The 24308-nt window shown below is 32.8% G+C and carries 24 protein-coding genes; 20 read left to right on the forward strand and 4 right to left on the reverse strand.

What is annotated here, in order from left to right; translation table 11 throughout:
• Positions 1–86: 86 nt before the first annotated feature.
• The 19 genes from ACM6F9_RS04150 to ACM6F9_RS04240 all read left to right on the forward strand — a co-directional run bounded on the left by ACM6F9_RS04150 (position 87) and on the right by ACM6F9_RS04240 (position 18160).
• Positions 87–1196, forward strand: a complete 1110-nt coding sequence (locus ACM6F9_RS04150; RefSeq protein WP_414844535.1) for a glycosyltransferase family 4 protein — start codon at positions 87–89, stop codon at positions 1194–1196.
• Between the two features lie 31 nt (positions 1197–1227).
• Positions 1228–2211, forward strand: coding sequence for an NAD-dependent epimerase/dehydratase family protein (locus tag ACM6F9_RS04155; protein WP_414844536.1), 984 nt, complete (start codon positions 1228–1230; stop codon positions 2209–2211).
• Positions 2212–2217: 6 nt separating this feature from the next.
• On the forward strand, positions 2218–2643 hold the full coding sequence (locus ACM6F9_RS04160) for a WxcM-like domain-containing protein (protein ID WP_414844537.1): 426 nt from the start codon (positions 2218–2220) through the stop codon (positions 2641–2643).
• A complete protein-coding gene (locus ACM6F9_RS04165) occupies positions 2643–3761 on the forward strand; it encodes an NAD-dependent epimerase/dehydratase family protein (RefSeq protein ID WP_414845097.1) in 1119 nt (372 codons plus the stop codon). The genes ACM6F9_RS04160 and ACM6F9_RS04165 overlap by 1 nt, the downstream gene beginning before the upstream one ends.
• Before the next feature lies 1 nt (position 3762).
• Positions 3763–4977, forward strand: coding sequence for an O-antigen ligase family protein (locus ACM6F9_RS04170; RefSeq protein ID WP_414844538.1), 1215 nt, complete (start codon positions 3763–3765; stop codon positions 4975–4977).
• Positions 4925–6061 carry a non-hydrolyzing UDP-N-acetylglucosamine 2-epimerase gene (gene wecB / locus ACM6F9_RS04175; protein ID WP_414845098.1) on the forward strand — a complete coding sequence of 379 codons (1137 nt, stop codon included), beginning with the start codon at positions 4925–4927 and terminating at the stop codon, positions 6059–6061. Before ACM6F9_RS04170 ends, wecB begins: the two co-directional genes overlap by 53 nt.
• Before the next feature lie 3 nt (positions 6062–6064).
• Positions 6065–7270: a glycosyltransferase family 4 protein gene (locus tag ACM6F9_RS04180; RefSeq protein ID WP_414844539.1), complete on the forward strand. Its 1206-nt coding sequence runs from the start codon at positions 6065–6067 to the stop codon at positions 7268–7270.
• A gap of 3 nt (positions 7271–7273) precedes the next feature.
• A complete protein-coding gene (locus tag ACM6F9_RS04185; protein WP_414844540.1) occupies positions 7274–8767 on the forward strand; it encodes a hypothetical protein in 1494 nt (497 codons plus the stop codon).
• Between the two features lie 146 nt (positions 8768–8913).
• Entirely contained in the window at positions 8914–9501 is a 588-nt protein-coding gene (locus tag ACM6F9_RS04190; protein WP_414844541.1) for a sugar transferase, read from the forward strand.
• Entirely contained in the window at positions 9494–10453 is a 960-nt protein-coding gene (locus tag ACM6F9_RS04195) for a methionyl-tRNA formyltransferase (RefSeq protein ID WP_414844542.1), read from the forward strand. Before ACM6F9_RS04190 ends, ACM6F9_RS04195 begins: the two co-directional genes overlap by 8 nt.
• On the forward strand, positions 10450–11124 hold the full coding sequence (locus tag ACM6F9_RS04200) for a PIG-L deacetylase family protein (protein ID WP_414844543.1): 675 nt from the start codon (positions 10450–10452) through the stop codon (positions 11122–11124). Before ACM6F9_RS04195 ends, ACM6F9_RS04200 begins: the two co-directional genes overlap by 4 nt.
• 64 nt (positions 11125–11188) lie before the next feature.
• Entirely contained in the window at positions 11189–11830 is a 642-nt protein-coding gene (locus tag ACM6F9_RS04205; protein ID WP_414844544.1) for an acetyltransferase, read from the forward strand.
• Between the two features lies 1 nt (position 11831).
• A complete protein-coding gene (locus ACM6F9_RS04210; RefSeq protein ID WP_414844545.1) occupies positions 11832–12968 on the forward strand; it encodes an aminotransferase class I/II-fold pyridoxal phosphate-dependent enzyme in 1137 nt (378 codons plus the stop codon).
• 14 nt (positions 12969–12982) lie between these two features.
• Positions 12983–13552, forward strand: a complete 570-nt coding sequence (locus tag ACM6F9_RS04215) for a sugar transferase (protein WP_414844546.1) — start codon at positions 12983–12985, stop codon at positions 13550–13552.
• A gap of 14 nt (positions 13553–13566) precedes the next feature.
• Positions 13567–14112, forward strand: a complete 546-nt coding sequence (rfbC, locus tag ACM6F9_RS04220) for a dTDP-4-dehydrorhamnose 3,5-epimerase (RefSeq protein ID WP_414844547.1) — start codon at positions 13567–13569, stop codon at positions 14110–14112.
• Positions 14113–14209: 97 nt separating this feature from the next.
• Positions 14210–15511 carry a 30S ribosomal protein S12 methylthiotransferase RimO gene (gene rimO / locus ACM6F9_RS04225; RefSeq protein ID WP_414844548.1) on the forward strand — a complete coding sequence of 434 codons (1302 nt, stop codon included), beginning with the start codon at positions 14210–14212 and terminating at the stop codon, positions 15509–15511.
• 436 nt (positions 15512–15947) lie between these two features.
• On the forward strand, positions 15948–16493 hold the full coding sequence (locus ACM6F9_RS04230) for a hypothetical protein (protein WP_414844549.1): 546 nt from the start codon (positions 15948–15950) through the stop codon (positions 16491–16493).
• Between the two features lie 17 nt (positions 16494–16510).
• Positions 16511–17218 carry a hypothetical protein gene (locus ACM6F9_RS04235; RefSeq protein ID WP_414844550.1) on the forward strand — a complete coding sequence of 236 codons (708 nt, stop codon included), beginning with the start codon at positions 16511–16513 and terminating at the stop codon, positions 17216–17218.
• A 570-nt stretch (positions 17219–17788) separates the two neighbouring features.
• On the forward strand, positions 17789–18160 hold the full coding sequence (locus tag ACM6F9_RS04240) for a septal ring lytic transglycosylase RlpA family protein (RefSeq protein ID WP_103293848.1): 372 nt from the start codon (positions 17789–17791) through the stop codon (positions 18158–18160).
• A gap of 70 nt (positions 18161–18230) precedes the next feature.
• Here the strand turns inward: ACM6F9_RS04240 and ACM6F9_RS04245 are convergent, their stop codons facing one another.
• The 4 genes from ACM6F9_RS04245 to ACM6F9_RS04260 form a co-directional block, all read right to left on the reverse strand.
• A complete protein-coding gene (locus tag ACM6F9_RS04245; protein ID WP_414844551.1) occupies positions 18231–18995 on the reverse strand; it encodes an exodeoxyribonuclease III in 765 nt (254 codons plus the stop codon).
• An 89-nt stretch (positions 18996–19084) separates the two neighbouring features.
• A complete protein-coding gene (locus ACM6F9_RS04250) occupies positions 19085–19462 on the reverse strand; it encodes an MliC family protein (protein WP_414844552.1) in 378 nt (125 codons plus the stop codon).
• A 123-nt stretch (positions 19463–19585) separates the two neighbouring features.
• Positions 19586–21130 (reverse strand): PglZ domain-containing protein, encoded by a 1545-nt coding sequence (locus ACM6F9_RS04255; RefSeq protein WP_414844553.1) that lies wholly within the window; start codon positions 21128–21130, stop codon positions 19586–19588.
• 132 nt (positions 21131–21262) lie between these two features.
• Positions 21263–22903: a S41 family peptidase gene (locus ACM6F9_RS04260; protein WP_414844554.1), complete on the reverse strand. Its 1641-nt coding sequence runs from the start codon at positions 22901–22903 to the stop codon at positions 21263–21265.
• Between the two features lie 163 nt (positions 22904–23066).
• Here ACM6F9_RS04260 and ACM6F9_RS04265 point away from each other — a divergent pair, with 163 nt between their 5' ends.
• Complete coding sequence (locus tag ACM6F9_RS04265; protein ID WP_414845099.1) at positions 23067–24293, forward strand: HD domain-containing protein; 1227 nt, start codon at positions 23067–23069, stop codon at positions 24291–24293.
• Positions 24294–24308 lie beyond the last annotated feature (15 nt).

Genomic DNA, 24308 nt, shown 5'->3' on the forward strand with positions numbered 1-24308 from the left:
ACTTTTAATATAATTCTTTTAAACCCATGAAGATAGCAATAGTAACTGATTTTTTTGGAGATAATTTGACTTATATTGAAAATGAATTGGCAAAACAATATATTAAGTTGGGTTTCCAGGTTTTTATTATTTGCTCAGTTACAGATAACGTTTTTGATTTTTATAATCATCATTATTATACATATCGGGAGGCGTCTGTAAAGATGAGTAATGGGATAAAAATATATAGACAACCTTACCAGTTAAATTTAAAAAAACGTATTAAAAAATTTGAAAACTTCTATAACATTCTCTGTATAGAAAAACCTGATTTTATTTTTTTTAATGCTATTCAGCTGAATCTTAAAGATGCTGTAAAATATAAAAAAAAGGAAGGCTGTAATATTATATTATATTCTGAAATTGACTATAGTAATTCCGCGCAAAATTGGCTTTCTCTGAATATTCTTCATAAAATTATTTGGAGAAATGTCTTGAATAGATATAAAAAGCATATTTTTAAAATATTTTATGCTACACCGGGAAGCTCGAAGTTTTTGCTTGAGGTTTATAAAGTACCCGTAAACGAAACCAAATTATTGCCGCTGGGGTGTGATTGTAGTTTCTCAGAAATTATAAAAGAAAAAGTAGATCGAAATACTTTTAGAGAAAAGTTAGGAATTGCAAAAGATGATATTGTACTGATAACAGGTGGAAAACTGGATCAGAAAAAAAGAACAGAGGTGATAATTGAGGCTGTCAGGCTTTTAAATAAAGCTCATTTACACCTGATTGTTTTTGGAGCTCCAGCAGCGGGAGCTGATCAATATTTTAATCAATTAAAAGATAGGGCAGCAGGACATAATATTCAGTTTACAGGATGGCTTGATTCAGAAGCTTTCTATGAATATATGGCAATTTCTGATATTGCTGTTTTCCCGGCAAGTCAGTCTGTTTTATGGCAGCAGGCAATAGGAATGCACCTGCCTTTAATTGCAGGTGATTCAGGAAATCAGGATATGTCTTATCTTAACTTTAATGAAAATGTTATCAAAATAGAACAAAATGATATTACTCCAACTAGATTTGCTGAAACATTAGAAAAGATTATTTCAGTGCCAGGTCTTTTAAACAAGATGAAAAAAGGTGCAGAAAAGACCTCTAAAGAAAATTTAAGTTATGATATTATTGCTAAAATGTCAATTGGATATGAATAGAATTTTATCCTTTAATTAAAATCTAAATAATATGCTTTTAGGGGGGGTAGACAGGAAAAAAATTATCGTAACAGGAGGAATGGGATTCGTAGGTCACAATCTGGTTAAGTCATTGGTTGATCGTTACGATTGTATGGTTGTAGTAGTAGATAATTGTTGTAATAGCAGTCCTGACAGACTTTCTGCATACATGCAGAAAATTATTTTTATAAAAACAGATGTTTTAAATGTTGAAAACTATGTTGATCATTTAGATGATTGTGATTATGTTTTTCATTTAGCCTGTTCACACATATCTGTATCAGGAGAAAAACCTGAACACGATCTCGAAGTTAATGCCTTAAGTACATTGAGAATATTGAATTATTTAAAAGACTCAAATCCCAATAAACTTGCCCGGTTCATTATCACTTCATCCTCGTCAATTTATGGGGATATAAACAATAATGAAGCTCCATTTGATGAAAGCTCTGCCCCCAATATTTTGAGCAATTATGCCGCCACTAAGCTTTTGAGTGAAAATTATGCTCTGTTGTATGCAAAAAAACATAATATACCAGTTACCATTTTAAGATATTCCAATGTGTATGGTTATGGACAGTCTTTTAGTAATGAGTATTGTGGAGTTTTAGGAAAGTTTATTTATAATGCTCTTACCGGGTCAAATCTGACGGTATTTGGGGATGGCGAGCAAACCCGTGACTTTACATTCATAGAAGATGCTGTAGATGCTACTATTTTATCTGCTGTGTCACCAGATTCAGTGAATGAAATTTATAATATTAGTACAGGTCAGGAAATATCTATTAATTCATTAATTACTATTTTAAAAAAACAAGTTCCACATTTAGCGGTTGTGGTGCACAAAGAAAGAGATATTGATAATATTAAAAGAAGAGCTGTAAGCTATAAAAAAGTTAAACAGCAATTAGGCTGGAAACCTGTAGTAGATATAGAAAAAGGGATTAAGCTGACTCTTCAGTGGTATAAAAAACATTTAGAAGAAATAATATAATATTTTATGGGCCAACCTGAAATTATAAAAGGTGAAAATTACTCGGATATCAGAGGAAATTTATTCTTTAATAACAAATTAGATCTATCAAATATTAAAAGACTATACTATATAGAAAATGTCAATACTGAATTGATAAGAGGATGGACTGGGCATAAAGTAGAGCAAAGATGGTTTTCTGCAGTATATGGAAGTTTTATCATACGGTTGATAAAAATTGATAGTTGGGAAAATCCGAACGAAGAAACTGATATATTGGAGTTCGAATTGAATGCTGACCAATTAGATGTATTGCATATGCCCAAAGGGTATGCAAGTGCAATTCAGGCAAAAGTAGAAAAATCAAAATTACTGGTAATGGTTGATCATTCTCTAGGGGAGATTGATGATGATTATCGGTTTCCAATAAATTATTTTAAAAAATTAGTATGATGAAAAAAATTGGAATTACAGGCCAGAATGGTTTTGTTGGTTCACATTTATACAATACATTAGGGTTAAGACCTGAAGAATTTGAGAGAGTTGATTTCCATAAAGAATTCTTTGATTTTCCTGAAAAATTAGACGCTTTTGTTGGGCAATGTGATGTTATTGTACATCTTGCTGCAATGAACCGTCATCCGGATCCTGAAGTCATTTATGAGAACAATGTAAAATTAGTAAGAGAACTTACAACATCATTGGAGAGAACCGGATCGAAAGCTCATGTTCTTTTTTCATCGTCCTCTCAGGAAGAAAAAGACAACCTTTACGGAAAATCAAAAAAAGAAGGACGTGAAATTTTTGCCCAATGGGCAGAAGCTGCTGGAGGGAAATTTACAGGAATGATTATCCCAAATGTATTTGGCCCTTTTGGCAAACCAAACTATAATTCTTTCATTGCAACTTTTTGTTATAAACTTACCCATGGAGAAACTCCGGTAATTGACAATGATGGCGAAGTAAAGCTAATCTATGTGGGAGAATTGGTTCAGGAAATTATCAGTCAGATAGAAGGTGGTAAAACGAATAATGTATATGAAGTTTCACATACTTCTGTAAATAAAGTTTCAGAAGTACTTCTGAAACTTGAAAATTATAAAAAACTTTATTTTGAAAACGGAGAGATCCCTGTATTGGAATCAAAGTTTGATCTGAATCTCTTCAATACATTCAGATGTTATTTTGATATTAAAAACCACTATCCCGTAAAATTTACACAACATACTGATCCAAGAGGAGCTTTTGTAGAAGTAATCAGATTGGGAATAGGAGGACAATGCTCATTCTCTACTACAGTTCCTGGTATCACAAGAGGAAACCACTTTCATACAAGAAAAATAGAAAGATTCGCAGTAATAAAAGGAAAAGCTCTAATACAGCTTAGAAAAATAGATACTGATGAAGTTCATGATTTTTATCTGGATGGTGCAGAGCCCGCTTATGTAGATATGCCGGTATGGTACACCCATAATATTAAAAATATAGGAGACGAAGAATTATATACAATCTTTTGGATCAATGAACCTTTTAATCCTGAGGATTCAGATACTTATTTTTTAAATGTCTAATATGGAATTGGTAAAAAAAAATAATATTGGATTTATCTTTTTACTAACCTTCGGGTATATATTTTCATACTCGTTCGCTATTTTAGTAAATGCAGATTCAAATAATTATTTTTCTGTTCCTTTCCGTATTACAGTCTTATTGTTAGGCTGTTATGTTATTTATCAAAATTTTGAGAACATTAAGAAAAGGAAATTTACAATTATCTGTACATTCCTTTTCTGGATGTTCTATTTATTCAAAGCTATTTATAGTTTTAAAAATGACACTTACTTACCGGATACAATCAATGAAGAAAATAGAACTTATATAAGGATCATTTTTTTGAACCTGATCCCTTATATAGCTGTTTTAGGAATTAGCTTTACAAAAGAGATCACGGTGAAACTGAATTCTCTTATATTCAACTTCCTATTAATTATTTTGGGAGTAAGTTGTTTATGGACAATATTTGTATTTCAGCACTTTGAAAAATCAAGTGGAATATTTGTCAGTTACTATATAAGTGTTGGGCATTATGGTTTGTCATTGCTGATATTGTCAATTTTCTATTATTTTCAATCACCTCAAAAATGGCTAAAACCAATTTTAGGTACATTAATAGGTGGATTTACTATTTTCAGTTCTTCTGCAAGAAGCCCTATGCTGGCCGCATTTATTATTTTATTAGTACTACTGTTATATATCAACAAAATAAAATATTGGATCGCTTTAGTAGCTTTTGCACTTATTTTTATTATCAGCATTTATTTTCTAAAGCAAACATCAGCATCAGACTTTGAATTTGTAAACAGGATGTATAATGCAATTTTTGAAGGAAACGGAGGTGGACGGTCCTATTATTTATTAAAGGGATGGAATGTTTTTAAAGATAATATTCCTTTTGGTGGGCGTATTTTGTTTGAAGATGGTATGTATCCACATAATATTTTTGTTGAGGTATTGATGAGTATGGGAATAGTGGGTGTTATTTTATTATTTTTCTATTTTAAAGATTTTGGGAAATTCAAAATAAGGTATATCAAAAAAAATATCTGTTATTTACCCTTTTTTTTATTTTTTATCCAATACTTTGTGTTGGTTCTTACTTCATACAGTATCTTTGCGAATATGGAGTTTTGGAGCTTTACAGCAGTAATTATATCTATAATTTTATTTTGTTATGATGAAGAAATTAAAAGTAATGACAGTCGTAGGAACACGACCGGAAATCATTAGACTATCAAGAGTATTATCAGCTTTAGACGCATCTGAAGCTGTAGAACATATTATTGTCCATACCGGGCAAAATTACGATTATGAACTTAATCAGATTTTTTTCGATGATCTGGGGTTAAGAAAACCCGATTATTTTCTTGAAGCAGCAGGAAAAACAGCAACGGAGACTGTAGGAAATATTCTTATTAAAATAGATCCGCTTCTTGAAGAACTAAAACCTGATGCGTTTTTAGTACTTGGAGACACTAACTCTTGTTTATGTGCTATTCCTGCCAAAAAAAGACAAATTCCGATTTTCCATATGGAAGCAGGAAACAGATGTTTTGATCAAAGAGTACCTGAAGAAACAAACCGCAAAATTGTTGATCATACTTCTGATGTCAATTTGACATACTCAGATATTGCAAGAGAATACCTTCTAAGGGAAGGGCTTCCTGCAGACAGGATTATTAAGACTGGATCTCCAATGTATGAAGTTTTGAATCATTATCTTCCGAAAATTAAAGATTCTGAAGTTCTTACAAGACTCAACCTTGAAGAAGGGAAATATTTTGTTGTTTCATCTCATAGAGAAGAAAATATTAACTCCGATAAAAATTTTAGAGGATTAATCAGCAGCCTTAATGCTATTGCAGAAGAATATCAATATCCGATTATTGTTTCTACACATCCAAGAACAAGAAATATGATCGATAAAATGCAGTTGGAGGTTAGACCTGAAATTCAATTTCTGAAACCACTGGGATTCCATGACTACAATGCTCTTCAAATGCGAAGTTATGCGGTACTTTCAGATTCTGGTACAATTTCAGAAGAATCATCAATTTTAAATTTTAGAGCTCTTAATATCAGAGAAGCACATGAAAGACCTGAAGCTATGGAGGAAGCATCAGTAATGATGGTGGGCTTATCTCCGGAAAGAATCTTACAAGGACTAGTTCAATTAAAACAACAGACAACCGGAAGTGAAAGAAACTATAGACAAGTATCCGATTATTCCATGCCAAATGTATCAGAAAAAGTAGTGAGAATAATCCTCAGCTATACAGATTATATTAATAGAGTAGTTTGGAGAAAGATATAAAAAATGAATATATTATTTCTTACCCTGGCTAAAATAAATACGTTAAAAGAGCGAGGTATTTACCATGATTTGATGCGTGAGTTTTCAAACCATAATCATAATGTATATATTGTAAGCCCGATAGAAAGACGTGAAGGTCAAAAAACAACTGAAAGAAAAGAAGGAAATGCAACTTTCCTGAATGTAAAAACACTCAATATCCAAAAAACAAACTTTATTGAGAAAGGAATTTCAACGTTAGCGATTGAAAAATTATTTTTAAATGCAATAAAAAAATATTTTTCAAAAGTGAAGTTTGACCTTATAATCTACTCTACACCGCCTATTACATTTACAGGAGTTATTAAATACATAAAACAAAGAGATAACGCCAAATCATATTTGCTTCTGAAAGATATATTTCCACAAAATGCAGTAGACATGAAGCTGTTATCAAAAAAAGGAATTTTATATAAATATTTCAGAAATAAGGAAAGAGAACTATATAATATATCTGATAAAATTGGATGTATGTCTGAGGCAAATGTAAAATTTGTTCTCAATCATAATTCCTATATATCTAAAGAAAAAGTAGAGATTAATCCAAACTCTATAGACTTGCAATTGGTTGCAGATATTTCAGAAGATAATAAAAAGAAGATTCGGGAAAAATACCAGATACCTTATAACAGAAGGGTATTTATATATGGCGGAAATTTAGGCAGACCTCAGGGAATAGATTTTCTTATAGAAACGTTGCAGGCGAAGTCCAGAGATAAAGATATATTTTTTGTTATAGCTGGTTCAGGAACAGAATATGATAAACTGAAAAACTGGTTTGATAGTTTTAAACCTGAAAATGTATTACTACTTCCGGCAATTCCGAAATCAGATTATGATCTTTTGGTTCAATCCTGTGATATAGGACTTATTTTTTTACATAAGGATTTTTTGATTCCAAATTATCCGTCAAGATTGCTTTCTTATTTGGAGTTTAAAATGCCGGTACTGGCTGCTACAGATTCTAATACAGATATAGGAACTGATATTGTAAAAAATAATTGTGGTATGGCTGTTCATTCAGATGATTTAAAATCAATGATTAATGCTATTGATACTTTGAAAGAAATGGATGGCGCTAAATTTGAAGTGTTGAGACAAAATAGCTTGAATTTTTTGAAAAAAGAATTTCAAGTTGAACAGTCTTATTTCAAAATAATAGAAGCTTAGCTTATGAACAAAGAGAAATTTATTTTAATATGTATTCTTTTATGTAATGTTTTATTGGGACAAAAACCAATAATATACTATTCTGCGTATGCTTCAAAAACGCAGAAGGATCATAATGTTTCTCTGATTAAGTTTTTTCAGGATGTGTCAAATAAGAATGCGGTTGGAGTTGTTGACGGTTATAATATTGAACTCGAAAAAGAGATAACTGTAAAGAATATAAATAATCTTGAATTATCTTTTAAAAATTCAACTTTGTATTCCAATAAAAGATTTTCTGGGTTTTTTATAAACTTTTTGAATTCTAAGAATATTAGAATTGATGGCTTTAGTGTAGAAATGTTTCGTTCGAAGCTTCAGACCTATATTAAAGAAGATTATCCCAATATTTTTAATGGAGGATTGGGCTTTAAAGGGTGTGAAAACATTGAAGTTAAAAATTCCAAATTTTTGAATTTATATACCCGGTCAATCCAAATAACAGAAAGCTATGGGAATGTATCCATAAATAATAATTTTTTTAGTTCAAAAAAACAAAATCAAAAATATTTGCTGGAACATGTAGTTTTTGGGTCATCCCGAAATGCAGTCATATCAGTCAGTAAAAACAGATTTGATAATGAAACATATGAAAATCCAGATTTCGGTATAGCTGCTATTTCAGGATATGGATTAGGAAAGAACGGAGGAAAAGTAAGTATTGTAGATAATTACATTAATAACGCAGGCAGAAGTAATTCAGGACAGCATCGTCTGTATGCTATTGATTTTTATGATGATTGTGATAATTTATTAATAAAAGGAAATACTTTTAATAACATTATGTGGGGGGCTGTAAGATTTAATGGAAGTTCAGAAAATATAAGTATTACAGACAATAATATTTCTATAAAAAATCCAGATGATACATCATGTATAACGAGCTCCACTACGGGTAATAGTCCCTATTTTAGAAATATTAGTATTGAAAATAACAGTATTACAACCTTATCAGGACTCAATTCTGCAATCATGCTTCAGAATCAGTTTGAAAAAACGAAAACAGAAAACATTTCCATTAAAAATAATAAAATAAATAATTCTTATAATAACATTTTTATTTTGGGATATTTTGATGATGTATCTGTAGTTCAAAATGTTTTTAAAGGAACCGGATCTTCAATGGGAATCTGTTTTATTTTAAAGAATAAACAGATTAATAAACCAATATATATAACGGATAACAAGATTAGTGCCTTTAATACAGGTATCTCTTTAAATTCTAAAGACAATACGATTAATTATAATAGTTTTTTTGTTAAAAATAATGAAATCATTACAGGTAACAAGGAATTTAATGGTTTTGGGGTTATTGTAAATTTGGGAATGAAAGGAAATGTGAACATTGAAGATAATAATATTCTTAATTATAACACAGGGTTATATATAAGAGAAAAAACAGTAAATACAAAACTTAATAAGTTTACTGGAAACATAAAAAATATGTCCAGAGAATAAAATATTGGGACATTTTATAAATAGAATTGATAGAATTTTTTGTAATCAATCTATTTGAACAGATTTTTTTAATTTTGGAATAGAACTATGAGAATTAAAATGAAATTATTTCCGTATATATTTTTAAACATATGTAAATTATAATAATGATGTATAAGACATTTATCAAAAGGTTATTGGATGTTTTTATAGCACTTTCAATCATTATATTTTTATTCCCTATATTTCTGATCGTTTATATTTTAGTTAGAATAGACAGCCCTGGAAAGTTCTTTTTCTTTCAGGAAAGATTAGGTTATCAGGGAAGAGTATTTAAGATATATAAGATAAGAACAATGTATGATAGGGAGAGGGTGGCAGATAGAGAAATACTAAAAGGAGATGCAGAGGTAACCAGAATAGGATACTATTTAAGACGTTTTAAAATAGATGAACTTCCCCAGATTATTAATGTATTTAATGGTGATATGTCTTTAGTTGGTCCACGTCCATGTTTACCGAGACAACTTACAGAATTCAATGAAGACGGGAAAAAAAGAATTCAGGTGGTTCCTGGCCTTACTGGATTGGCGCAAATTAATGGAAATATTCATTTATCCTGGGAAGAAAGATGGAAGTATGATAGAGAATATGTCGAAAATCAAAGTTTTTTATTAGATACTAAAATCATACTTAAAACATTTCTGATATTGTTTAATGGTGAAGATAAATATATAAACCGCCCAAATGTATAAAATATTAGTAATAGGAGCTGTGAATTCCACAGCTAAGATTATTCAAAAATTAATTGAAAATGGTCTGGAAGTAGTTGGAGTCCTTGGGCATGAACCTAAAGATAAAGATAAGATTTCCGGATGGGCAGACTTGGCTGCATTATCTTATGATCTTGGTATAAATTACAAAAGTTTTACCAAAATTAATGATGAAGAAAATCTTAAATGGGCTGCTGAAAAAAAGGCTGACATAATTTTTGCTGTTGGATTTTCTCAGTTATTGCAGGACGATTGGTTTTCTGTTTCGAAATTAGGCTGTGTTGGTTTTCATCCCACAATGCTTCCGGTAGGAAGAGGAAGAGCTCCTTTGGCATGGATAACGTTGGAGCAGTCTTATGGTTCAGCTACGTTTTTTCTAATGGGAAAAGGTGCTGATGACGGACCGGTTTTTGTGCAATCTATCTTCAAAGTTCAAGAAGATGACAATGCAGAAAGTGTTGAAACCAAGATTTTGGAAAATATTGAACTGGCATTGGATCAATGGCTTCCTGAATTGAAGAATGGTTTATGGAATCCTATTCCTCAATGTGAGCACTTAGCTTCTCATTATGGAGTAAGAAAAGAAGAAGATGGACTTATCAATTGGAATGATAATGCCGGATTTATAAACAGGTTGATTAAAGCTGCTTCCAAACCACACCCGGGAGCTTATACTTATTGCAAGGATGAGAAACTGATTATCTGGTCTTGCCGACCGGAAAAATATATTCAGTTCAAAGGAGTAATAGGAAGAGTTTTGTTGAAAAATGAAAAACAAGAACTTCTGATCCAGACAGGTGAGGGATTACTGTGGATAGAAGAATATCAATTCAAAGGAGATCTTGGTATTTCAATTAATGTTGGAGATAAATTGGGTTACAATATAGAAGATGAAATATATAAAATAAAAAACATTTTAAAAAATAATAAATGAATAGAGTAGTAATAGTGGCACCCCATGCTGACGATGAAATCATTGGATGCGGAGCAACGATTGCCAGACATATAAAAGCTGGAGATGAAGTAACTATAGTAATTGCAACAAATGCTTCGGAAGGAGCACCCGAGCTTTATTCAGCAGATCAGGTTAAAAGTACACGTTCTGAAGCTATGGCAGCACATCAGTTTTTGGGAGTAAAAGAAACTTTTTTTTTAGAATTTCCTGCCCCCGCTCTTAATGCCTTTCCTGAATTTAAAATTTCTTTGGAAATTTCTAAAATATTTCAAAAAATAAACCCCACTCATTTGTATCTTCCACACCCAGGAGATATTCATCAGGATCATAAAGCTATTTATCGTGCTTCTTTAGTAGCTGCAAGGCCACAAGGAGAAAACAAAATCTTAAATATATATTGTTACGAAACACTATCTGAAACAGAGTGGACACCAATGCAAGAGAAAGCATTTGTACCCAATCACTTTGTTGACGTTACTGATGTATTTTCAAAAAAAACTGAAGCAATGAAGTTTTTCGGTTCACAAATAAAGGAATTTCCTCATTCAAGATCATTAGAAGCCTTTGAAGCATTAGCTATGTATAGAGGAGCTACTATAGGTGTAAAGAAGGCAGAAGCATTCGTTGTTGAGAGACAGGTGGTTTTATAATAATAATTATTCCGCTTGGAGATAAGTAAATTTTAGAAAATTTTTTTTAAGAAAAATTTAAAATATGAAAAAAATAGCAATTATTGGAGCAGGAGGATTTGGACGTGAGGTGAAAATGCTGATCGATCATATCAACCAAAAAGATCAACAATTTGAGATTCAAGGATTTTATGATGATAAACATTATGATCATGATATTAATGGAGTTCCATATTTAGGGAAAATTGAAGAAATAAATGAGGTAGAGCATCCTTTATGCATTGCAGTAGCGATAGGAGATCCTAAAACAAAGAAAAAAATTATACAGGGAATAAATAATCCTAATATTGAATTTCCATCTTTAATACATCCATCAGTAATTATTGGGCAAGATGATACAAAAATTGGAAAAGGAAATATTATTTGTGCAGGGGTTATTATTACAGTAAATATAGAAATAAAAGATTTTGTAATTCTTAATCTTTCTTGTACAGTAGGGCACGATACAATAATAAAAGATTATTGCTCATTCATGCCGACAGTTAACATTTCAGGAGAAGTAGTTATAAATGAGGCAGTTTATGTAGGGACAGGTGCGAAAATTATAAACCTTCTTGAAATTGGTGAAAATACTATTGTTGGAGCAGGGGCAGTAGTTTATAAAAGTCTTCCTGCAAACTGTACAGCAGTAGGAATTCCAGCTAAACCTATAAAATTTCACGAATAATATGAATACTAAAATCTGGTTATCCTCACCACATATGGGAGGTAATGAATTAAAATATATCCACGAAGCATTTGACGAAAATTGGGTAGCTCCATTAGGACCTAATGTTAACGGTTTTGAAAATGACCTGGAAATGTTTTTAGGTGAAAATGCAAAAGTAGCTGCTCTTTCAGCAGGGACTGCGGCACTACACCTTTCCCTTATAGAATGCGGAGTACAGCATAACGATGAGGTAATCTGCCAGTCTATGACTTTTTCAGCCTCAGCCAATCCTATTGCTTACTGTGGGGCAATCCCTGTTTTTATAGATAGTGAACCAGACACTTGGAACATGTGCCCAAAAGCATTAAGAGAAGCTATCGAAGACAGAATTCAAAAAGGAAAAAAGCCTAAAGCTATTATTGTGGTTCACCTATATGGTATGCCGGCAAAGATGGATGAAATTACGGCTATTGCTCAGGAATTTCAAATTCCAGTAATAGAAGATGCTGCAGAAGCTCTCGGCTCTAAATACAAAGGACAAGCATGTGGAACATTTGGCCGTTTTGGAATCTTAAGTTTTAATGGAAACAAAATTATCACAACTTCAGGAGGAGGAGCTTTGGTTTGCCATACTCAGGAGGATAAAGATAAAGTTGTTTTCCTTTCTACACAGGCTAGAGATAACGCTCCTCACTATCAGCATTCACATATTGGTTTCAACTACAGAATGAGTAATATCGTAGCAGGGATAGGAAGAGGACAGATGGAAGTGCTTAAAGACAGAGTTGATGCCCGTAGAGCAATGCATGATTTTTATCTTGACATCTTCAAAAATATTGATGGAGTAACCGTATTTTCCGAACCAGGAAATGATTTTTATTCAAATCATTGGTTATCCGCAATAATTATCGATCCGGAAACTACAGGAAAAAACAGAGAAGATTTAAGACTTGCATTTTTAGAAGATAATATCGAATCAAGACCGCTTTGGAAGCCAATGCATCTGCAGCCGGTTTTTGAATCAGCTCCTTACTATGGAGAAAATATTTCTGAAAAGCTTTTTGATAATGGGTTGTGTCTTCCATCAGGCTCTAATTTGTCAGATGACGACAGAGAAAGAATAACAAAAGTAATCCATACTTACTTTGGAGTTTAATATTGTTAAATTAAATGAATCAGTATAAATATTGGAAAGTAATTTTTGATTTTATCTTAGCAGTACTATTTGTGCTGCTGTTTATGCCAATACTGATCATTTTGTTTGTGATTGCAAGTCTGGACACCTCTTCTAATGGGATTTTTTTTCAAACCCGAATAGGACAGTACGGAAAACCTTTTACCATTTTTAAATTTAAAACAATTCATGAACATAAGAGAACATGTTCCGGAACAGGGCAGGCTCTCAGGAAATTTAAATTTGATGAACTTCCGCAATTGTTTAATATTTTGAAAGGTGATATGAGTTTTGTTGGTCCCAGACCTGATATCGAAGGATATTATGATAAACTTACAGGAAAAGACAGAAAAGTACTGGAGCTGAAACCAGGATTAACTTGTGAAGCAAGCATAAAATATAGAGATGAAGAAGAACTTCTGAGAAACCAGAAGGATCCTTTAGCATATAATGATGAAGTATTGTTCCCAAGCAAGGTAAAAATGAATCTTGATTATTTTGAAAATATGTCTTTCAAAAACGATATCAAAATTTTATTTAAAACATTAAAAACCGTATTGAAATAGAATTTGTTACTACTATGAAAATTAAAGAAACCCCGCTTAAAGATTGTTATATCCTAGAGCCTACCGTATTTGAAGATGATAGAGGATACTTCTTTGAAAAGTACAACGAAAAAAGATTCGAAGAACTTACAGGAATGAACGGACACTTTGTACAGGATAATATTTCCAAATCTTCTTATGGAGTACTTAGAGGCCTCCACCTTCAGAAAGGAGAACATGCACAGGCAAAACTGGTATCTTGTCTTGAAGGCAGCGTATGGGATGTAGCGGTAGATCTTAGAGAAGATTCTCCCACATTCGGAAAATGGTTCGGAATAGAACTCACGGCTGAAAATAAACTTCAGCTATATGTACCAAGAGGTTTTGGTCACGGATTTTCTGTGTTGAGTACCCATGCCGTATTTTCCTATAAATGTGATAATTTTTATAATAAAGAATCAGAAGGCAGCGTAAAATACAATGATCCGGATCTTGGTATAGACTGGAAAGTTGATGAAAAGGATGCTATACTTTCTGAAAAAGATCAGAATGCCCCTGCATTTAAAGAAAAAAACTTTTAAAGTTATATCCCTGAAAACCACTTTTCTAAAGTGGTTTTTATTTTTTAATTCCTAACTCTTCAATATTTTGTATCTTTGCAGACTCAAAATCAAAACGATGCGTACAAAATCTGTAGGGAAGAAGAAAATCAATGTAGTCACTCTTGGATGTTCCAAGAATGTATATGATTCTGAAGTATTAATGAGCCAGTTGAAGGCCAATGGCAAAGAAGTGGTTCACGAAGACCGTGGTGACATTGTTGTAATCAATACCTGCGGATTTATTGATAATGCTAAAGAAGAATCCATCAATACTATTTTAGATTATGTAGAGGCTAAAAATAGAGGTGAGGTTGAAAAAGTATTCGTTACAGGATGTTTATCAGAAAGATATAAGCCGGATTTGATAAAAGAAATTCCGGATGTTGACCAGTATTTTGGAACACGAGATCTTCCGATGCTGCTAAAGCACCTTGGAGCAGATTATAAACATGAATTGGTAGGTGAAAGGCTGACAACTACTCCAAAACATTATGCATACCTTAAAATTTCAGAAGGCTGTGACAGACCGTGTTCTTTCTGTGCGATTCCATTGATGAGAGGAGGGCACATTTCAACCCCTATCGAAAAACTGGTTTCTGAAGCTCAGAAACTAGCAAAAAAAGGAACGAAAGAATTAATTCTTATTGCGCAGGATCTTACTTATTATGGTCTTGACCTTTATAAAAAAAGAGCATTGGGTGACCTTTTAAAAGAACTGGTAAAAGTAGAGGGTGTAGAATGGATCCGTCTTCATTATGCTTTTCCAAGCGGTTTCCCGGAAGATGTTCTGGATATTATTCGTGAAGAACCTAAGATTTGTAATTATATAGATATCCCGCTTCAGCATATCAATTCCGATTTGTTGAAATCAATGAAGAGAGGTACAACCCACGAAAAAACAGATGCTCTTTTAGGAAAATTCAGAGAAAAAGTTCCTGATATGGCAATCAGAACAACACTTATTGTCGGGTATCCTGGTGAAACAGAAGAAAGATTCCAGGAGCTTAAAGACTGGGTAAGAGAACAGAAATTTGACAGATTAGGCTGCTTTACTTATTCTCATGAAGAGAATACTACAGCATATGTATTGGAAGATGATATTCCGCAGGAAGTAAAAGAGGCGAGGGTAGAAGAAATTATGGAACTGCAGTCTCAGATTTCATGGGAAAAAAATCAGGAAAAAATAGGGAAAATATTCAAATGTGTTTTTGACCGTAAAGAAGGGAATTATTTTATCGGAAGAACAGAATATGACTCACCTGATGTAGACAATACTGTATTGGTTTCTGCAGAAGATACTTATATTTCTATAGGCGAATTTGCAGAGGTCAAAATTACTTCAGCAGAAGAGTTTGATTTATATGGAGAATTGGTATAGCTAAACACTTATTAATCAGTTCAAAATAAGGTTTATAAAATTAATAGATTAATAAATTTTAACATAGAATTTTCTCTGCTATTTATTTTTATTTAGTTGATAATCAAATTGTTAAGATTTCGTAAAATTAAGATTTTTTAATTTTCTTTTTTTATTTAGATAAATTCAAAAATTATATCTTAAATTTGCGCAATAAACAATATTTTTAAATAATGTGCTTTCAATGAGTTAATCATTAGAATGAGACTAAAAACTGAATTGAAATAGTTATTTTAGTTTATATATAGTATTCACAAGTTGGGATGCATTTTCCTTTTTGGAAATATTGATGAAAAAAAATGTAATTAAAAATCTTTAAAAACTTATGAAAAAAATTTTATTAACAGCAATTATGCTTGTTGGCCTTTCGGCTTTTTCTAAGGCTCAGCAAGGGCGAGTGGGGATTAACACGACCACGCCTGCCGCAACGCTAGATGTAGTAGCTAACACTACTGATCCTGCTAGACCTGATGCCTTATTAGTCCCTCGTATGACGGCAGCGGAATTATCTTCTAAGGATGATACTAGTGGTACATATGGTGCACCTCAGAATGGAGCAATTGTTTACATTACTGGAGGTACTGGTACTGGATCTAGAAAAGTTAAAATTACTGGTCCTGGGTTCTATTATTTTGATAATTCAGTTCCTGAATGGAAACCTGTAGGTGGAGGTGCAGTTACAACTGTCGGGTATACTAACGTTGCACAAGGAACAACTATTAACAAAAATGAATCAATGATAGTAACTACTAACGTAACTATCGCAGCTCCTGCAGTAGGAACTTCAGTAGCTGGAGATAAATTCAGAATAGTTGATGCTACAGGTGGTTCTGGTTTTAGTGTTACTGGTGTTCATCCTACTACAACTACGTCTCCAGCCGTATCAGGTTCGGCATTAGAGTATACTTTCATCAGTGGTGCATGGTATTGCACAAGTTTATAATTTAAAATAATATTGAAATGAACACAAATAAAAAAATTTCTGCTCTTGTATTATTAGCTGTGGGTATCTTTTCTAATGCACAGATCAAAACAAATAATACAATTAATGCAACCATAGGTGGAGAATCAGTTTACTTAGATGCTTCAAGTTTCCCGGCATCAAACAGTTTAGGAAAAGGTTTAGCTTTTCCAAGAACAAACCTGACTAATTTTACATTTACTACGCAAGTAACTAATGGACTAAAGTTCCCTACTGCATACGATGGTATGATCGTTTATAACTCAGTTGCGGGTACTACTCCTGCTTCAGGTTCAGGTATTGGAGGTCAAACTGTGGGTGTAGGTTTTTACTATTTCAGTAACCCTACTCCAACACCAGCATTTTCTTCTGCTTCTGGACAATGGTTGCCATTAGGCGGGTCAGGTAAAGAAAATATTCTTACTACTGAAACTGTTACAAACAGACAAGTAAATAACGCACAAATTTATGGTATAAAAGGAACTTTCGCTGCAAATGGTACTACTACTGCAGTAACAATTCCTGCTCCTACTGGAATTACTGCTATGTACGGAATTACTATTTATAAAGCGGGTACTAATACAGTATATTCTAGAGAATTATATTCATATGATACATCTACAGGAGCTGCTGTTACAGGATCTCCAAGTATGTCTGTAGTATATCCGAACGGAACATATGACTATGTTTTAGAATACTTAAAATAAAGAAATTTATTTAGTTACATAATAAAAACCAATGAGAAATCATTGGTTTTTACTTTTTAAAAAGGACTTGTGTTCATTTAATTTTTTTGGTAATGCATCATCATTAATTCATTTTTTGAGCCATTAAAATCTAATTTTAGATCAATAGATAAATCAGCATCTAAATTTTAACAAAATAAATGGTGTTAAAAACCAGTCTGTAAATCTTATTTTATGAAGCGAAACTTCTTCTGTAAGAAAGTTTATCCAATATCCGGTTTTTAAGACTTTAAATGTTGAAAATAAATTTTGTGGTTTTTATTTTAACTTTATAAATTTTGTAAGCTATTGATTTTCAATTGTTTTTATATTTTATAAATTTTAATTATGTACGGGTTAGTTAATTATGTTAACTTTTTGAAGTTTTTTTTAACACTTTTTAACAGTGTGATTTAAAAGCCCTATCCATAGGGGCTTACAGGTTTAGTTAACATTTTGTTAGTGTTTTGTTAACTGTTTTTAACATATTGAATAGGGTTTTATAAAGATTCCTGATACATTTGCTCCGTCAAAACCATATAAAAGTTCAACATGATGAAAAGATTCATTCTCGTAATCATAATGATGATTTCAACCCTGGGTGTTTATTCTTTTACGAGTAATGCCTTAGATGCGAAAAAAACAAGTTATGCATCGTACTACCACGATAAATTTAACGGTAGAAAAACTGCTAGCGGAGAAATCTTTGATAACTCAAAGTTTACTGCAGCAAACAGAACGCTTCCATTTGGAACAAACGTTAAGGTTACGAACCTTAAGAATGGTAAAGAGGTAATAGTGAGGATTAATGACAGAGGACCTTTTCATTCATCAAGATCTTTAGACATGTCTAAAGCTGCGTTCGATGAGATCGGAGATATCAATCATGGTACAATTCCGGTCGAATATGAAATTGTCGATTAATTTTATGATTTAAATTAAAAAAAAGCCAGCTGATTCAGCTGGCTTTTTGTATGCATCAATATCTTGTTGATTATACATCCAATTCCAATAAAGCAGGGCAATGGTCAGAATGCACGGCTTCCTTTAAAATAGCAGCCCTTGAGAGCTTATCTTTTAAGCTGTAAGAAGTGAAGTTATAATCCAGCCTCCAGCCTTTATTTCTCGCTCTGGAATTTTGTCTGTAACTCCACCAGGTATAATTGTCAGGATCACCATTGAAGAACCTGAAGCTATCTATTAGTTCACATTCATTCATAAAATTGGTCATCCACTCTCTTTCCATAGGAAGAAATCCTGAAACATTCTTTAAGCCCTCCGGATTGTGAATATCAATTGCTTCATGGCAAATATTAAAGTCACCGGATATAATCAGATTGGGAATTTCTTTCTTTAAATTTTTGATATACTCCAGAAAGTCATGGCAGAACTGCATTTTGAAATCCAGTCTTTCAATATTAGAAGCGGAAGGAACATATACAGAAATAGCTGAAAATCCGTCAAAATCTGCACGAATGATTCTTCCTTCATTATCATAGCTTTCGATACCACAGCCATACTCTACATGATTAGGTTTAATTTTGGAGGCAATTCCGACCCCGCTATAGCCTTTTTTAACGGCTGAGTGCCAATAACTGTGATAACCTAATTTTTCAAGGCTTTCGATGTCTATCTGATCGTTTCCGGCTTTACTCTCCTGAATACAGATGATATCCGGGTCAGCAGCCTTCAGCCAGCCGAGGAAATCTTTTGTGAAAGCAGCTCTGATTCCGTTGACATTATAAGTGATTAATTTCATAAGCAAGAATAATTTTTTTCAAATGTAGGGAAATAAAAAAGCCGGTTTTGAATTTCAAAGCCGACTTTTTATATTTTTAGGAAGAGATTTTATTTTTTAAAAACGGTTTTACCATCTTTTGTTAGTTCTATTTCCTCACCTTTTCCTCTCAATTCATAATGATCATTCTTATACCAAATCCCTGATGCAGGTTTTTGTCCTTGCAATTCAATGGTTTCTTTGTTGAATACTACTGTAGCTGTATTTTTGGTATTGTTGAAAGTCATCTCCAAAGTTTTTCCGCTTTTGTCTTTCGAAGTACTTTTTACAATTTCATCCTTAGTTCCAGCAACAGCTGCGGAATCAGAAGGTTTAGAAGCAATACTGTCCGCAGTGGCAGAAGTTGAATCTGTTGCTTTTTTTTCTTTATTACATGAAGTCAAAAATAATGCGGTAGATGCTGCTGCAATAAAAATGTGTTTTTTCATAAATGTATATTATTAATGTGTGTGCCTTTTTGTATGCAAAATAAATGCCTTAAACAAAAAAGCGAAAAAAATCATTCGATTTTTTCCGCTTTTAACTCAAGATTAAATAAACTATGAAGAAAACTACTTGGGTTCTAGAACGCTGAAAGGAATAATACACTCTTCCAGTGAAATTCCTCCATGCTGATAAGTCTCTTTATAGTAATTAACGAAATGATTATAATTTTTAGGATAAGCCAGGAATATATTGTTTTTAGCAAAAATATATTTCGAACTTAAGTTTCCTTTCGGAAGGAAAAGCTTTTCCGGATTTGTAATCGCCCATACATCACTGTCATCATACGTTAAGCTTTTACCTGTTTTGTATCTGATGTTGGTAGAAGTTTCTCTGTCTCCCACAACTTTACTAGGCTTTTTAACATATACCGTTCCGTGGTCTGTAGTAATAACCAATTTATAACCGTTTTCTGCAGCTGTTTTAATAATCTTCAGTAAAGAAGAGTTTTCAAACCAGTTGTAGGTAAGAGAACGGAAGGTTTTATCATCACGGATCAACTGATCTACGATATGGTTATCTGTTTTCGCATGGGAAAGGATATCAATAAAGTTGTATACAATTACCAGCAGATCGTTATTTTTATGCTGGTTGAAATCATCATAAATTTTTCTTTCAAAATCTGCGTTCAGTACTTTAAGATACTTCATGGATTTTGATCCCAGACCAATTCTTTTCATCTGATCCTCCAGAAAGTCACGTTCAAATTCATTTTTGTTTCCTTCTTCATTATCATTAAACCATTTATCAGGGAAACGTTTCTCAATCTCAGACGGCATTAATCCTGCAAAGAAAGAGTTTCTTGCATATTGTGTAGCGGTAGGAAGGATACTGTAGTAGTAATCTTCCGAGATTTTATTGTAATACTTTGTAAACAAAGGTTCAATAACTTTCCACTGATCATAACGAAGATTGTCTACCATTAGTAAGAGAACTTTTTCTTTTTCTACTTCTGGTTTTACTTTTTCTTTGAAGAGCGTGTGGCTCATTAGAGGTTTGTCTGAGTCAATAAGCCAGTCTGCATAATTTTTCTCAATGAACTTAGCAAACTGAATATTGGCTTCTTCTTTCTGAGATTGCAAAAGATCAGCAAATTCATTATCTGCTACTTTATCAAATTTGATTTCCCAACTGAGAATCTTTTTATAATATTCCGCCCATTCCTGATACGTTCTCAGGTAAGAAAGCTCCATAGAAAGGTTTCTGAACTCCTGCTGGTACTGTAAAATTGTTTTTTGCTCCACCAGATTATCCTGCTGAAGATTTTTCTTGAGGGAAAGTAATATCTGATTAGGATTTACGGGCTTTAATATATAGTCGGCGATTTGAGATCCAATGGCTTCTTCCATAATATGCTCCTCTTCGCTTTTGGTAACCATTACAATTTTTAAGGCATTATCTTTTTCCTTAATCATTGGAATAGCCTCCAAACCGGAAATACCGGGCATATTTTCGTCTATTAATGTTAAAGCAAATTTCTCTGAATCCATAAGTTCCAAAGCCTCATTCACATTATTAACAGGGGTTACCTGATAACCCTTCTTTTCTAAAAATACGATATGAGGTTTAAGTAAATCTATTTCATCATCTATCCATAATATCTTTTCTGACATAATTTATTTTTTACACGGTTATAGTATCAAAATGTTGACCAAATCCTTTTAAAATCTCACAAAATAGAGATATTAAAAGTTAAATATTAGTTAAATGAAAATATCGTTTGATATTTCACATTTTTGTTTCATTCAATTGGTGGTTCTTATATATTCCAAAGCCTTTTCCAGGATTTCATCTTTTCCATTTTTAAGCCCTTCTATGCTGGGTTTTATAAGAATGTCCGGAATAATACCTATTCTCTGAGTTTCCCTGCCATCCGGATAATACGCTCCAAGACCCGTAAAGCGGGTATCAAGATCAGCAATTTTAAACATAATGACATCTCCGTTGGCTCCTGAAGTATTACTTCCGATAATTTTCGCTTTCGGGTGCTGCTTAAACATCATTGTCGTTGTTTCTGCCTGGCTTTGGGTATTCTCATCTACTAGAACGATTACATTTCCTTTATAGTATTCGGGATTCTTTCTGCCGGTAACATTTTTTCTGCTGTAAAACTTACCGGGATAATTGGTGTCCGGAAAAGTAAACTGATAATAAACCTTAGGCTCCGGAAGCAGGAGATAACTTAAAGGAATGATTGTTTGTTTCGGATAATTTCTAAGATCAAAAATAATAGATTTTGCAGATTTTAGATCTCCATACATTTCGTCCAAATCTTCCTTTTCTATGATTTCCATATTGACATACCCGATTTTTTTCTCATCATCAACGAATTTCCATTTTTTAGGAGTCGGAGTTTTTTCATGGATAATATCTCTGATAAGATAAGTTCTGGCTTTTATTTCCAGATTTTGTCCATCTCTTTCAATCTTTAAAGAAATAGAATCATTATTGCTGAAGAGAAGCTTATCCTTTATTTTGCTTACTTTGCCCCATGAGTTGGATGCAGGAATGTATTTTCCAAGACTGTTGATCATTTGAGGAATTGTTTTACCTTCAATATCATAAATGACATCCCCTGTATGTAAAGGACTATTGTTTTTGGGGCGGGTGTCTTTTATTTTTGTAATCACTAATTTTCCTTCAGCATAGGAGTATTCTGCAGGAACTTTTCTTTTTCCAAATTGATTAAGTTGAATTTCTTTTGATGAAAGATAAGCATGTGAGTCATCCGTTTTGGTCACCAGCTCTGCCAGTGCCAAGTGATAATTTTCATCATTATCAATCAAAAGAAACCTGGGGATCATTTCTGTAAGAACATTATTCCAGTTTTGATCAGTTTCATATTTATAAGGAAAGAAATATTCTACGTAATTCCAGTATCTGAACAACTCCAGTAAGCTATTTCTTTTAGACGTAAATTTAGAACCATAGGATTTTTCATTCCTGAAATATATTTTTCTTCCTCCTTTTCCAAAATAGTGATTGTCTCCAAGATTCCTGTTGTTTTCAATATATCGAAGTTTTTGAGATACATCATCGGAGAAAATTTGAGAATTGTCAATCCAGCTCAGGTCAAAGTTTTTAAGAAAATACACTTTATTTTCCTTTACTGAACATTCTTTGCATACAGGAACTTCTCCGAGACTTTTAATCCATTCAGAATAAATAGTGTTCAGTGACTGTTTATCATTAATATATTCAAGCTCATCTATTTTTTGAAAAAGCTGTTTGTCCCAGTTCAGATTTCCTTTGGCAACATCAGGATGATAATATTTTAAAAACCCCCATATTCTGCAGAGAGACTCCAGTTTTTGGGTTTCGGTTATAATTTGTGCAGAAAAATGTAAACTTAAAAATAGTAGAAGGAAAAGAACGTATTTTCTCATTAAAAGTTATCGTGTTTTCTCTCTCAAAGATAGCCTTAAAATACAATAGTGACAAGCGTTTTTAAAGAATAAATACTGAACGGGGGCAGATCTTCTTTTAACATGAAATTAACCAGAACTCAAATTTAAAATGCCTAACTTTGTTCCTAATATTGACGTTTCAATGCAGAATAAGCTAAAAATTATCAACGATCCTGTTCACGGATTTATCAAAATTCCACACGAAATTTTATTTGATATCATTGAGCACCCTTACTTTCAGAGATTGAGGAGAATTGGGCAGACGGGACTTTTGAACCTGATCTTTCCGGGAGCTACTCATACAAGATTTCATCACGCGCTGGGAGCAATGCATCTTATGTTTACTGCTTTGGAAACATTGAAGCAGAAAGGCGTGAAAATTTCTGAAGAAGAGGAAAAAGGAGCGATGCTGGCTATTCTGATGCATGATATTGGTCATGGTCCGTTTTCTCATGCATTGGAAAGTATGCTGATGGACGACTGGCATCATGAAAATCTATCTCTATTATTGATGAATAAGCTGAATGAAGAATTTGAAGGCCAGCTTTCCATGGCTATTGAAATGTTTCAGGGAAAATACCATAGAAAATTTTTCAATCAGCTGATCTCTTCCCAACTGGATGTTGACCGTCTTGATTATTTGAAAAGAGACAGCTTTTTTACAGGAGTATCTGAAGGAAATATTAATACACAGAGAATTATTTCCATGATGAATGTATGTGAAGAAGGGGAGCTGGTGATTGATGCAAAAGGAATTTATTCTATTGAAAATTTTCTGACTGCCAGAATGTTTATGTACTGGCAGGTGTATTATCATAAAACTTCAGCTTTGGCCGAATTCCTTTTGGTTAAAATCCTTGAAAGAGCAAAATATCTGATTTCCCAAGGCACAGAGCTTCCTGCGACCGATAATCTGAAATATTTTTTATACCGGGAAAAGAGCGGTGCTACAGACGAAGATGTAGAAAGATTTACCAAGCTTGATGATAATGATGTGATCCAGGCGATGAAAGAATGGCAGAATTCGGATGACTTTGTTCTTTCATATTGGTGTAAATGTGTAATTCAGAGAAATTTACCTAAAACAATTATTTCATCACATCCTTTTGGAAAGGAAATAATTGATGAAAAAGTGAAAAATAGTAATGAATTTTTCGGAATCAATAATGGAAAAGAACTGGTTCACGAAATAAAGCGAAAACTTTTGCCCTATCATGCGGAGAAACAACCCATTTATTTATTGCATAAAAATGGTAAGAGAACAAGGCTTCATGAGTCAGAAGATCAGCTTTTATCAGGGTTAATTGTAAATAAAACAACCCGCTATATCCTTATGTTTCCAAGAGATATCTCCGGACTAGACTCTTAAATAATATTAAAATTT

The sequence above is a fragment of the Chryseobacterium sp. IT-36CA2 genome (assembly GCF_949767875.1).
GTDB lineage: Bacteria > Bacteroidota > Bacteroidia > Flavobacteriales > Weeksellaceae > Chryseobacterium.